The 12,748-nt window shown below is 30.8% G+C and carries 13 protein-coding genes; 4 read left to right on the forward strand and 9 right to left on the reverse strand.

What is annotated here, in order from left to right:
* The first annotated feature begins 184 nt into the window (after positions 1 to 184).
* Positions 185 to 2,038: a YgiQ family radical SAM protein gene (locus G9F72_RS22385; RefSeq protein WP_164959038.1), complete on the forward strand. Its 1,854-nt coding sequence runs from the start codon at positions 185 to 187 to the stop codon at positions 2,036 to 2,038.
* A gap of 820 nt (positions 2,039 to 2,858) precedes the next feature.
* On the opposite strand, the gene G9F72_RS22390 is transcribed toward G9F72_RS22385, so the two are convergent.
* Positions 2,859 to 3,743, reverse strand: a complete 885-nt coding sequence (locus tag G9F72_RS22390; protein ID WP_164959039.1) for a YegS/Rv2252/BmrU family lipid kinase — start codon at positions 3,741 to 3,743, stop codon at positions 2,859 to 2,861.
* 111 nt (positions 3,744 to 3,854) lie between these two features.
* Complete coding sequence (locus G9F72_RS22395; RefSeq protein WP_164959040.1) at positions 3,855 to 4,283, reverse strand: CBS domain-containing protein; 429 nt, start codon at positions 4,281 to 4,283, stop codon at positions 3,855 to 3,857.
* Positions 4,284 to 4,621: 338 nt separating this feature from the next.
* Here G9F72_RS22395 and pssA point away from each other — a divergent pair, with 338 nt between their 5' ends.
* Entirely contained in the window at positions 4,622 to 5,134 is a 513-nt protein-coding gene (pssA, locus tag G9F72_RS22400; protein ID WP_164959041.1) for a CDP-diacylglycerol--serine O-phosphatidyltransferase, read from the forward strand.
* Positions 5,135 to 5,156: 22 nt separating this feature from the next.
* On the opposite strand, the gene G9F72_RS22405 is transcribed toward pssA, so the two are convergent.
* The 7 genes from G9F72_RS22405 to G9F72_RS22435 form a co-directional block, all read right to left on the reverse strand.
* On the reverse strand, positions 5,157 to 5,486 hold the full coding sequence (locus tag G9F72_RS22405) for a hypothetical protein (protein ID WP_164959042.1): 330 nt from the start codon (positions 5,484 to 5,486) through the stop codon (positions 5,157 to 5,159).
* A gap of 120 nt (positions 5,487 to 5,606) precedes the next feature.
* Positions 5,607 to 6,695 carry a calcium/proton exchanger gene (gene cax / locus G9F72_RS22410; RefSeq protein ID WP_224676217.1) on the reverse strand — a complete coding sequence of 363 codons (1,089 nt, stop codon included), beginning with the start codon at positions 6,693 to 6,695 and terminating at the stop codon, positions 5,607 to 5,609.
* 19 nt (positions 6,696 to 6,714) lie between these two features.
* A complete protein-coding gene (locus G9F72_RS22415) occupies positions 6,715 to 6,945 on the reverse strand; it encodes a hypothetical protein (protein WP_164959043.1) in 231 nt (76 codons plus the stop codon).
* An 11-nt stretch (positions 6,946 to 6,956) separates the two neighbouring features.
* A complete protein-coding gene (gene rbr / locus G9F72_RS22420) occupies positions 6,957 to 7,496 on the reverse strand; it encodes a rubrerythrin (protein WP_164959044.1) in 540 nt (179 codons plus the stop codon).
* Between the two features lie 125 nt (positions 7,497 to 7,621).
* Positions 7,622 to 8,497, reverse strand: coding sequence for an L-serine ammonia-lyase, iron-sulfur-dependent, subunit alpha (gene sdaAA / locus G9F72_RS22425; protein ID WP_164959045.1), 876 nt, complete (start codon positions 8,495 to 8,497; stop codon positions 7,622 to 7,624).
* Between the two features lie 31 nt (positions 8,498 to 8,528).
* Positions 8,529 to 9,206 (reverse strand): L-serine ammonia-lyase, iron-sulfur-dependent subunit beta, encoded by a 678-nt coding sequence (gene sdaAB / locus G9F72_RS22430; RefSeq protein WP_164959046.1) that lies wholly within the window; start codon positions 9,204 to 9,206, stop codon positions 8,529 to 8,531.
* A 679-nt stretch (positions 9,207 to 9,885) separates the two neighbouring features.
* Positions 9,886 to 11,544 (reverse strand): nucleoside kinase, encoded by a 1,659-nt coding sequence (locus G9F72_RS22435; protein WP_164959047.1) that lies wholly within the window; start codon positions 11,542 to 11,544, stop codon positions 9,886 to 9,888.
* Between the two features lie 125 nt (positions 11,545 to 11,669).
* Between G9F72_RS22435 and G9F72_RS22440 the strand changes: the two genes are divergently transcribed.
* Together G9F72_RS22440 and G9F72_RS22445 are read left to right on the forward strand one after the other, a co-directional pair.
* Entirely contained in the window at positions 11,670 to 12,359 is a 690-nt protein-coding gene (locus G9F72_RS22440; protein ID WP_164959048.1) for a DUF421 domain-containing protein, read from the forward strand.
* On the forward strand, positions 12,356 to 12,736 hold the full coding sequence (locus G9F72_RS22445; protein ID WP_164959049.1) for a DUF4363 family protein: 381 nt from the start codon (positions 12,356 to 12,358) through the stop codon (positions 12,734 to 12,736). Before G9F72_RS22440 ends, G9F72_RS22445 begins: the two co-directional genes overlap by 4 nt.
* The last annotated feature ends 12 nt before the right edge of the window (positions 12,737 to 12,748 follow it).

Raw genomic sequence — 12,748 nt, forward strand, 5'->3', positions numbered from 1 at the left:
TATTTATAAGCTTTTATAGTTCATATTTTTGACTTGTTATGTTAATATCATTATGTGCATAAAAATAAATAACAAGTCAAGAATACGCTTATTTATTCCAGTGTGACTTAAATACAGTTAACAGAAAAAAAAAGAACTAAGGTTCAACGTACTTTAGTTCAACTAATCTGTCTTGGAGGATTATATGGAAGTAAACAAACAATTTTTACCTATTAGTATGGCTGATTTAAAAGAAAGAAATATATCTCAATTAGATTTTATAATAATTACAGGGGATGCATATATAGATCATCCCTCCTTTGGGACTGCTATAATCGGAAGAACCTTAGAACATCAAGGCTTTACTGTAGGTATCATAGCCCAACCTAATTGGGAAAGCGTTGATGATTTCAGAAAGCTTGGAAAGCCTAAATACGGATTTCTTATAAATTCTGGTAATATAGATTCTATGGTTAATCATTATACTACTTCAAAGAAAAAAAGACGTACAGATCTTTATTCTCCAGGTGGCGAAATGGGGCATAGACCTGATAGAGCAGTTATTGTGTATTGTAATAGAGCTCGCGAGGCCTTTAAAAATGTTCCAATTATAATTGGTGGTATAGAAGCAAGTCTTAGACGATTTGCCCATTATGATTATTGGGATAATAAGGTGAGGCGAAGTCTCTTAATTGATGCTAAAGCAGATTTACTAATCTATGGTATGGGCGAAAAAACTGTAGTTGAAATTGCTAATCTTTTCAAGTATGGCATGACCATAGATAAGATGACTTCTATAAGAGGAACTATTTATGCTTCAAAAGAAATTGGAGAACTTAAAGATTTCATAGAAGTACCATCTTTTGAAGCTGTAAGTGTTGATAAAGACACTTATGCAGAAAGCTATAAATTACAATCATTGGAACAGGATGATATAAGAGGAAAAATTGTAGTACAAAAACATAATGATAGATACGTGGTACAAAACCCTCCTCAAATTTCACTAACTCAAAATGAAATGGACATAACTTATGATTTGCCATATACGAGAACATATCACCCTATATATGAAGCTAAAGGTGGTATTCCTGCAATAACTGAAGTTGAGTTTTCTATAACAAGTCATAGAGGTTGTTTTGGTAGCTGTTCATTTTGTGCACTAACCTTTCATCAAGGTAGAGTTATTCAAAATAGAAGCCAAAAATCCATTATAGAGGAAGCGAAGCTTTTAACAACCTTAAAGAATTTCAAAGGTTACATTCACGATATTGGCGGCCCAACAGCAAATTTTAGGCATAGAGCCTGCAAAATTCAAGAAAAAGTAGGTGTATGCAGAGATAGACAATGCATGTATCCAACTCCTTGTAAAAATCTTATTATTGATCACACTGAATATTTAGATTTATTAAGAAAGGTTAGAATTCTTCCAAATATTAAAAAAGTTTTTATTCGTTCTGGAATAAGATATGATTATTTGATTTTTGATAAAAACACTAAGTTTTTTGAAGAATTGTGCGAACATCATATTAGTGGGCAATTAAAAGTAGCTCCTGAACACATTAGTGACAAGGTGCTAGATCAAATGGGCAAATCCAAAAAGGAAGTTTATGATCGTTTTGTAAAAAAATATTTTGAAATAGATAAAAAATTAGAAAAAAATCAATTTTTGGTTCCCTATCTTATGTCAAGCCACCCTGGCTCTGACCTTTCGGAATCAATTAAATTATCAGAATATATAAAAGAAATGGGCTACACTCCAGAACAGGTTCAAGACTTTTATCCAACACCAGGTAGTTTATCTACTACAATATATTACACTGGAATTAACCCTTTTACCAAAGAGAAGGTTTATGTTCCAAATGATCAAAAGGAAAAAAATATGCAAAGAGCCCTGCTTCAATTTAAAAATCCAGAAAACTATAACCTTGTAAAAGAAGCTCTAATAAAAGCTCATAGAGAAGATTTAATTGGCTTTGAAAAAAAATCCTTGATACCACCAAGACCTTTAAAAGCAAACACTAATACCAAATTTTCAAGGAATAAAAAGTCTATAAAGTAAAAAAAGCATATATGGCTAAAGATTTATTCAGCCATATATGCTTTTTTTATATAATAAATGAATTTTACCTTTTAAACTTTATTAAACCATAATCTATAGTTATTATCCAAAAAATATCACCTAGCAATATCATTGGGAAATCAGGATTTATGGAAGTTAGAAGCACTGATAATAATGTAATACTAGAGGCTATTACTATTAACAGAGCCCCCAATTTGCTTGAATAAATTTTATTATATAACTTTATACCTTTAATGAGAAAAATCGAATTTATTATAAGCATCACAATATAACAATAAACTTCTAGTTGTAATTCTATAGTATATCCACAGTTATTTGATATATTAATGTTTGCAGGGGATTTATATATAACTATGAAGTAGGCTATACATATCATTGCGCATATAAATAAAATCTTTTTAAGTTTTATTTTATTATTCCTAGAAAAAATAAAAATCGATAGGAAGCCACATATAGGTATGCACAATAAGTTTGCATATACCAAAGGTTTTAATAAATACAAATAGTTTTGATTTTTAATAGTAAAAAGGATTATCAAAGCTATATATCTAAATGTCATTAAACTCAAAGCCATAGCACTTATTATCTTGATTTTTTTAGGTGCATAAGTCAAACTAGAAATTATACCTCCGTATAATAAAAGAACCATTACTAACAGCAGTAAAAAATATATATTCATATACTCTCCCTAAAATTGCTACTGTTAATATTTATTAATTTTTCTTTAAAAATATGCAAGTCACATAAAATTAAATAATAAGGTGATATTCTTGTTAATTGTTTTTTTGTGCCAAATTAATTATATTTTAGCTCCTAATATGGATATCCCACCTTTTACACATTCTATAAGGAGTGGAAAATCTGGTCCTCTTTCCCCATCTATATCTGTGACAATATCTTCGAAGCATTCTATTTCTAATTTTTTCGTTTTAAAATAAATAATGCCATCTACATTTTCTAAATGCTCACTTCGAAGCATTTTAATAAAAACATTTAAGATATTTTTCAACATTCCAGCCTTTATTATAATTACATCTAAAAGTCCGTCGTCCACTTTAGCCTTATATGCAAATTTTAAATTTCCTGCTGTTTGTCCATTAAATACCAACATTAGATACATATCTCCATCAAAAGAAACTTCATGTGAATGAACCTTTATTTTCAACTTTCTAAAATTAGGTAACTGCTCTAAACCTTTTACATAGTATGCAAGTTTTCCTATAGTGTTTTTTAAGTTCATATCCATTTTTTGTGATATATCTGTAAATAATCCTGTACTTGCTACATTTAGAAAATATTTATCATTTATCTTTCCTATATCTATCTTTTTTTCTTTGCTTTTTAATATTTGATTACAGGCTTCTTCAACATCTTGTGGCATTCCTAAATAATTAGCAAAATCATTTGCAGTACCTGAGGGAAGAATCGCTATAGGCAAATCAATATTCCTTTTTTTCATCTCATTTACTACATTATCTACAGTCCCATCTCCACCTGCTATTAAAACATATCTGTAGCTTTTATCTATATCAAAAAAAGCGTTTGATATAGGGTTTTCATAACACATTCTATGTGGAACTATTATATGATTATATTTTTGATGAATCATTATCACCCTATCTAAATCTGATGCTATGGTGTTTTCTCCAGAAAATGGATTATATATAAATTTTACCTTATGCATTGCATTCTCTCCTATTTGCCCTTAATTTTAGTAATATATTCGTATATTATAACTCTTTAAATATAAATCCACAAGATTCACATTTTCCTGTGGACTTTTATTTAGAAATTTTTAAATATTGGGTGTGCAAGGAATAGAAATCTCACTTAATGCCCCTGACGCCTCTTGCCTAAGATTGGGATCTATTGCTAAATCTCCAAGGGATACCATTCCAACCAATTCATTGTTGTTTATTATTGGTAATCTCCTTATTTGCCTTTCGCTCATAATCCTAGCTGCATCATCCACATTTAAATTTTCATCACCTACCACTGGATTTGAGGTCATAATTTCTCTAACCTTTTGCATTTTCAAGTCTTTACCTTCAGCAACACATCTAAGTATTATATCCCTATCCGTTACAATTCCAACTATTTTCTCATTTGTAATTACAGGGATAGATCCTATATCATGTTCCTTCATAAGTCCTGCTGCATGCTCAACTGTATCATCTACGGATAAACTTATAACGTCTTTAGTCATTATCTCAGAAATTTTCATTTAATACTCCTCCTTATTAGATTTTTTAAGAAATACAAAAATTATTATTCACTTTATTTTAACCATAAAGAAAAATTAATATTATTATTTTTTATTCTCCGTAATAATATTTTATATAATAATTTTTAATTTTATAGAATAGTTTTTAATGTACTATTATTTTTTTAATGTATATAATATTTTTTTATTGTATATAATACTTTCGATAAAATATATGCTTTACATACTTAAATATTGTTAATAAATGATGTATACTTAAAAAGACGATTTTTATAAAATATATATTAATATAAAATTTAGATTTATAGTTCAATTTTACTATTTAGGAGTGATGCACAGTGAAGAAAAATTCTATCCCAAATATTTTAACCTTTGGGAATTTAATTTTTGGTTTATTATCCCTACTTATGACTTTTCAAGCTAATTACAAGTTATCAGTAATTTTCATACTACTCGCTGGCCTTATGGATAGATACGATGGCCAAGTAGCACGTTTATTAAAAGTATCTAGCGAACTTGGAAAAGAATTAGATTCATTAGCAGATCTAGTATCTTTCGGCGTTGCGCCTTCATTACTTATATTTAATTTATATAATTTCATATCACTTGGCTATTTGGGATATATCTGCTTTTTAGTTTTTCCTGTAGCAGGTGCATATAGACTAGCACGATATAACAGTTCTAAATTTGATAATGTTTATACAGGAATACCTATTACCGCGGCTGGTATGCTTGTAGCACTGTATGCACTATTAAATTTAAATTCTCCTAATAATTTTCCACTTACTATTATTATAATGTTTATCCTGTCTTATCTTATGATAAGTAAATTTCAAATAAAGAAAGTGTGAGAAAATTTCCCACACTTTTTTTTTAATCTTTTAGTTTTAAATCCTCGTCAATCTCTGTTTCTATATACTCTATTTGAATCTTGCATTTCATAACTTCAGTTTTCATTGAGCAGTAAGACATATAGCTATAACTGGCATTATCTAGTACCTTTATTGTTTCGTCGATAATGTCACCCAAATCATCAGCTCTTTTAAGCGCATCCTTAACCTCACTTTTTTTAGATAGTGCAATTTTATTTAATTCTTCTGCTCCACCTATTAATTGCCGATAAGAACTAACTAGTTTAATTAAAATATCTGCTAAATTATTTATATCGTTATAATAATTTTGAATTACTCTTCTATGCGCCAAATAATCACCTTTTAGTTTTGATATTCATTAATTATATTATTATAAAAATTAAATTATGCACGGACACATGAAAATAAATAACACGTCAAAGAGGTCACCAGCATATTTAAATGAATGCGCCTATACAATATAATAATATGCTAAAGTAATTATGATATAGGAAGTAATTAAAATGCTTCCTTCTAGCCAATAAGTTTTTCCATCCTGAAACACTAAATAAGACATTCCTACTGCTATACCACACATTATTATGTGAAAAACCGGAAATAAAAGCGTCATACTTAGACCCATAAAGCAAGAAAATATTACAAGCACAGGGGTAACAAAAAGTGAAATTTGGATACTTGACCCTATAGCTGTTTCTAAGCTCATATCTACTTTGTTTTTCATTGCACTCATTATAGTAGAAACATTTTCGCCTATATTACCAAGAAATGGAATTAAGATGATACCTATGAATTCCTGGGATATATTATAGTTTTTTATAAAATCTCTAATATTATAAATCAACTTATCACTTATAAAATAGAGTAATACAGATATACAAATTAAGGTTATTGTGCTTTCTAAAACTTTTTTATTTATTGCAATTTTTTTCTTTCTTAAAATTACTTTTTTGTCTTTTATAGTATTTTTTTCTTCTTCATTATCCTCACTAACAACAAATAAATTGTTATGTGTATACAATGAGAATACTAGCCCTAAGATATAGATACCTATGAGTAAAAAAGCAACTTTCACACTTATGGATATAAGTACCGAATTCATAACTACAGAGTATCTATTTAATGTTGCTATAACTACCATAGAAGACATTGCTAGCAGTAACATATTGAAGTTTGTTCTTGCTATTATACTATTGAAATTTTGCTGCCTGTACTTAAATCCTCCGAATACTACTGCAATTCCTAGACCTAAAAGCATATTATTTATAATTGACCCAATTAAGGAAGCTTGAACCAAAGGTATCATACCATACTTTATTGACCATATCCCCATCATAAGCTCTGGGACATTACCCACTGTAGCGGCGAGTAGCCCTCCCTTTTTTTGTCCTATATAATCTGATATTCTAGTTGTTTGATCTCCTAGTAAAATAGCTAATGGAACTATGGCTAAGGAATATATTATTGTATTTACTAAACTTGATGAAGTGCTCATAAACATTAAGGCTATTACAACAATTATAAAAATGTAGGTTTTTTTCATTCAAGACACCAAGCTATCATTATTTTGTGCTTTCATTTACGTACTCTTCGTCAGCCTCTCCAAAAATATCTTCATTTATATTTTTGTATGTGTTAAGCACTTCATTTTCTTCATTGTTAAAGCGAAATCCATACTCATTATTGTATCCCGCGCGGTATTCATCGCTATAACTAGCGCGGTACTCATCCTCATCTATTGATATTACAGGTAATAATGGTACTAAGTAGTAGGTGGGGTAATAAATTATCATATTCACTCCTCCTATTTGTAATCTTCGCAGTATATTTTAAAGTAAGCTCTTGGGAACTTACATAGAGGGCAAAAAGCAGGTGCTTCTTTTCCTATATGAATATATCCACAATTCATACATTGCCATTTTACTTCATTATTTCTTTTAAACATCATGCCAGCTATAAGATTTTCATATATTTTCATATACCTCATTTCATGGCTTTCTTCTACTTCCTGCAATTCTTTATAGAAATCTGCAATTTCTATAAAACCCTCTTCTCTGGCCTCTTTTTCAAATTGTTTATATATCTTGCTACTTTCTGCAGCTTCTCCCGCTGCCGCATCCATCAAATTTTCTGCTGTATTTTTATTCATCTTTAGAAACTTATCAAAAACTACTCTTGCATGAGCCTTTTCATTGTTTGCAGTAGCTTCGAAAATAGAGGCTACATACTCATACCCCTCCTGCTCAGCTTTTTCAGCATAAAGTGTGTATTTGTTTCTTGCTCTTGACTCTCCTGCAAAAGTTTTAAGAAGATTTCTTTCTGTTTTACTACCCTTTAATTGCATTTTGACTCCTCCATTAATTATTTATCTTCTTTATTATTCTATTCATTATGTTTTCAAAGGTTACTTGAAAAAAGAGGGACATCCCATCTAGGATATCCCTCTTTCATTTTCCGTTTATTTCATTTTTATTTCCCTAAAATTTCTTTTGCAAGGCGTAGGCCTGTAGGAGTAGTTGCAAGACCACCCATAGCTGTCTCTCTAAGCTCGCAAGGCAATTGCTTACCTACCTTATACATAGCAATTACGGTATCATCAAAAGGTATTCTACTAGTTACACCGCTCATAACCAAATCTGCAGTGGTTAAGGCACTTACAGCCCCAGCTATATTTCGTTTAGCGCAAGGCACCTCAACCAGGCCTGCAACAGGGTCACAAACCAGTCCTAATATGTTTTTTATCACAATAGCCGCTGCATCCATTGCCATGGCAGGAGTACCACCCATCATTTCTACTACAGCCGCTGCGCCCATTGCAGCGGCTGCTCCACATTCAGCCTGACATCCACCTTCAGCCCCTGATAATGTTGCATTCTTAGCTATTATAATTCCTATGCCTGAAGCAGTAAATAAGGCATTAATTAGATCATCCTCATTTTTATTTAATTTTTCTCCTGCTGTAATAATTACTGCAGGAAGTATCCCACAAGACCCCGCCGTAGGTGCGGCAACGATTTTGCCCATAGCTGCATTCACTTCTGAGCAAGATAGAGCCCTAGCCATTGCTTTTATCATAAATTCGCCTGTCAACGTATTCGCAGAACTGGCATACTTGTTAAGTTTAATTGCATCTCCACCTATTAAACCGCTTATTGATCTAGTTTCATTTGTAAGTCCATATTCTGCGGCTTCCCTCATTATATTTAAATTTTTTCTCATCTTTTCAATAATTTCCAGGCGTGAAAGCCCACTTTCTTCTTGTTCAGACATTATTGTATATTCCCAAATTGGTATATTGTTTTCTTCACATATATGTACAAGATTTACTCCTTTGTTTACAAACATATTACCCCTCCTTAACTCTTTAATTTCTATATTAGGACCGTAGTACTGGTGATATTTCCCTTATATCATAAACATCACCTAAACACCTGATTTTATCTAGTACATTTTCAGGCACTATGGTATCTGTTTCGAACACCATAGCCGCTTTTAGCCCTCTGCTGTTTCTATATACATTCATAGTTGCTATATTAACATTTTCATCAAATAACATGGTACTTACTTTTGAAATCATACCTGGAATATCTTTATGGCTAATTATAATTGTTGGATAGTTACCTGTAAACTCAACTGGTTGACCATCAACCTCAAAGATTAAAATATTCCCGCCTCCAACAGAGGATCCAATAATTTCAACTATTTTTCCATCTTCTTTTGTTATAATAAACTTTACTGTATTAGGATGAACGTCCCCCAAATCTCCCTCCACAAACTCTACACCGAGCCCTTGCTGTTTAGCTATGATTAAGGCGTCTTTAAGTCTATCATCCCAGGGATCCATTCCTAAAATTCCTGCTACCAATGCTCTATCCGATCCGTGACCTTTGTAAGTTTTAGCAAATGAACCATGTAAAACAAATTGCACCGATACAATATTTCCACCTGCAATTATAGAAGCAATTTTCCCAAGCCTAGCTGCCCCAGCTGTATGGGAACTTGATGGCCCTATCATAATTGGACCTAATATATCAAAAACACTATAGTTTTTCATTGTTGTCCTCCTTGTCCGCCTCTGTGCTTTACAAAACAATCATCGATTATTTTGTCACACATTAACATATGTTATTCTTTTGTTACTTCTACAGACTCTTAGTTTACTACATTACAAATTCCATCAAGTAGCCTAGGAAACATACAATTAATAATGTTATGTTTCTGTCCACCAAAGAAATATCCGGAGGGTAGGTAGTGGCCGGGCTTCTGAGACAGGAAGTCGGCTAAGCACCCACAAAATTAATTGTGTACCTATGAAGACTACCCATGAGATATAAAGTTTTTCATGAAATAAACTTTTAATCTGTTAACGAATGTTCTACTCTCCCTTCTTCATTCTTCAGAGTCACTAAACAAATATTTATTATTTAGCCTTCTACATACTGGACCTTCATTGATTGCTTAAAATACTAACTTAATAGTAAGTATGAAATTTATCCGGAGTGACTTGCAAAAGAAACGACAAAACTATTGAAATTTGATTTAGAAATTCTTCCTTTGCGAATATAAAATTCTCGTAAGCTTGCCAGGACGGCAAGCTAGCGAACCCGAGGCAGGACAACCAGGGTGAGTGCTAGAGAATTTTATATTCGCAAAGGATTAGAATTTCTTAATCAAATTTCTTGTTTTAAGTTCTTTTGCAAGGCACATAGGATAAATTTCATACTTTTTTTATGCTAGTATTGATAAAAACAACTTCCACCAGTGAATTCTCTGATTATTGAATTATCTGGTACTAATTCTTTGTCTACATCTACAAAGAAATTTAAAAAACTTCTTAATCTACTTGCTTCATAATATACTGGACTATCCTCTCCAATTTTATTAAGCTCAGCTAATGCAATTTTTTTAAGAACACAAAGCTCATAGATTAAATTTGAATTAAACATTGCATCTGCTTGTTCTTGAAATACAAAAATATTTTTTTCCTCTCCACGTTTTACAGAAGGCCACATTTTAAGTGTATCTTCAACGCCGTAGCCTCTAGATAAATAATCTCTAACTATTCTTCTTGTCATTCTTACATCTGTTGTAGAGATCCTGTTGTGGTCGTCCAAATTAAGCTGTGTTAGTGGACTTATATATATTTTAAATTTACTTTCCATATCTATAGAGGCAGTTAAGATTTCATTTAATCCATGTATTCCTTCTACGATCAAAACTCCATTTTCAGGCATTTTAATCTTATTCCCGTGCCATTCTCTTTTTCCTGTCTTAAAATTAAAACTTGGTATATCAGCCTCCGAGCCTTGTAGTAATAATTTTAAGTCCTCGTTGAATAGCTCTAAATCTAAAGCATATATAGACTCAAAATCATATTCACCATTTTCATCTCTTGGGGTAATTTCTCTATCAATAAAATAATCATCTAAAGAAATAAATATTGGTATTAAGCCATTTACTCTTAATTGAATACCTAACCTCTTTGAAAAAGTTGTTTTCCCTGAAGAGGACGGCCCTGCTATAAGCACTAATTTCACCTTTTCTCTTTGATTAATCATATCTGCAATGTAAGCAATCTTCTTTTCATGAAGGGCCTCTGCTACTCTAATTAAATTAACAATATCACCACTTACTACTTCATCATTTAATGCACCAACACTTCCAACGCCTAATATTTCTCCACATTTCTCTGCTTCGTCAAATATTTTAGCTAGTTTTTCGTGTTTTTGAAATTTAGGAATTTTATCTGGAGCATCCGACGTGGGATACCTTAATATAAAACCTGGCTCATAGTATATTAAATCAAATGTTTTTAATACTCCCGTTGAATAAGCCATAGGTCCATAAAAATAGTCATATCTCCCATCCAATTCATAAAGCTTTACTTCTTCTGAATTAACATATTTTAAAAGTTTAACTTTATCTTGCATATCATACTCTGTAAAAATTTCTACTGCTTTTGCTTTCGGAAGTGTTATCTTCCTTATAGGAATATCCACTTTTATTATTTCTCTCATTCTATTTTTTATCTCATATATATCGTCAATATCCAGTGCCAGGGTCTTATGAATCTCTCCAAATAAGCCTTTGCTTAAGGAATGTTCGATAGAAACTTTAGCTGTAGGAAACAATTCTAGTACTGCCTTTATTAACACAAACTGAAGGGTTCTAACGTATGTCATCATTCCAATTCTACTTTTAATATCTACAGTGTCGAATTTACCATCTTGCGTTATAGTTTCTCCAAGTTCATAGAGTTTATTATTAACCTTACCTAAAACAACTGGCACATCATTTAATAAACTATTTTCTTTAATAATATCATTTAATATAGTTCCCGGTTTTACTAAAACATCTCTACCATCTTTAAGGCCTATATTGAAATTACTCATACAATCATCCCCTATTTTTAGTGGTTAGTACTATTATACTGTAATTTTAAAAAAATGTATCATATACCCCTTATAATTTTTGTATTTAAACGAAAAATATACATCATAGTAAATGAGGTGAACTTATGTTTATTTTAATAATCAGAACTTTTTTCTTATATTTTGCAGTAATCTTTATTATGAGGCTAATGGGTAAAAAACAAATAGGTGAGCTTGAACCTTTTGAGCTGGTGATTGCATTAATGATTTCTGAACTCGCTACTTTTCCCATGCAAGATATAAGAATACCATTGTTACATTCCATTATACCAATACTTACTTTGTTATTTCTTCAAGTAGCTACTTCTTTTATTGAACTCAAAAGTGAAAAAGCCAGAAGAATATTGACAGGCACTCCAAGTATATTAATAAAAAACGGAAAAATTGATATTGCTGAGCTCAAATATCAAAGATTCAATATTAATGATTTATTAGAAGAACTTAGATTAAAAGGATATTTTAATCTATCCGATATTCAATATGCTATTTTAGAGACTAGTGGTGAACTATCCATATTGCCAAGAACTGGTCAAAGCAATGCAACTAAGGATGATTTAAAATTAAAAATAACTCAAGAGTCTTTGCCTGTACCTTTGATTTTGGATGGTAATATAAATTATAAAAATTTAGAACTTTTAGCTAAAGACGAAACTTGGTTAAACCGTAAACTAAAAGAAAATAATATTTCAGATGCAAAAGATGTTTTCATAGGAATAATAGATACTAAAAATAAGTTTTTTTACCAACTTAAGGAAGGTAAAGGTAAAGATAAATGAAAAATGTTTACTTAGCCTTTAGTATATTCATTATAATGATTATAGGAATATTTTTATCTATAAATGCTATAAATCGCAGTTGCGACCAATTGCAAAATTTGAATTGTACCCTAGAAAGTTATATACTTAATGAGAACTATGAAGATGCGTATACTCTATCCCTAGATTATATAGCTCAATGGAAAAGTGATTCTAAATTTTTAACCATTTATATACATCATGAGGACTTAGATTATGTAGACAATGAAATTTTAAAATTAACTCAATATATAAAAACTCGCGATAAGTCAGAATCCTTAGCCACAGTACATTCTATGAAATATCTTATAGATCATATAAAATCTCATGAAAAAGTATCTATAAGCAATATTTTTTAATTATTTTTATTT

Source organism: Clostridium estertheticum, assembly GCF_011065935.2.
GTDB lineage: Bacteria > Bacillota > Clostridia > Clostridiales > Clostridiaceae > Clostridium_AD > Clostridium_AD estertheticum_A.

Coding starts and splice junctions, on each gene's coding strand:
- G9F72_RS22385 (WP_164959038.1), top strand. CDS start 185: ATGGAAGTAAACAAACAATTTTTACCTATTAGTATGGCTGATTTAAAA.
- G9F72_RS22390 (WP_164959039.1), bottom strand. CDS start 3,743: ATGCATAAGGTAAAATTTATATATAATCCATTTTCTGGAGAAAACACC.
- G9F72_RS22395 (WP_164959040.1), bottom strand. CDS start 4,283: ATGAAAATTTCTGAGATAATGACTAAAGACGTTATAAGTTTATCCGTA.
- cax (WP_224676217.1), bottom strand. CDS start 6,695: ATGAAAAAAACCTACATTTTTATAATTGTTGTAATAGCCTTAATGTTT.
- G9F72_RS22415 (WP_164959043.1), bottom strand. CDS start 6,945: ATGATAATTTATTACCCCACCTACTACTTAGTACCATTATTACCTGTA.
- rbr (WP_164959044.1), bottom strand. CDS start 7,496: ATGCAATTAAAGGGTAGTAAAACAGAAAGAAATCTTCTTAAAACTTTT.
- sdaAA (WP_164959045.1), bottom strand. CDS start 8,497: ATGTTTGTAAACAAAGGAGTAAATCTTGTACATATATGTGAAGAAAAC.
- sdaAB (WP_164959046.1), bottom strand. CDS start 9,206: ATGAAAAACTATAGTGTTTTTGATATATTAGGTCCAATTATGATAGGG.
- G9F72_RS22435 (WP_164959047.1), bottom strand. CDS start 11,544: ATGAGTAATTTCAATATAGGCCTTAAAGATGGTAGAGATGTTTTAGTA.
- G9F72_RS22440 (WP_164959048.1), top strand. CDS start 11,670: ATGTTTATTTTAATAATCAGAACTTTTTTCTTATATTTTGCAGTAATC.
- G9F72_RS22445 (WP_164959049.1), top strand. CDS start 12,356: ATGAAAAATGTTTACTTAGCCTTTAGTATATTCATTATAATGATTATA.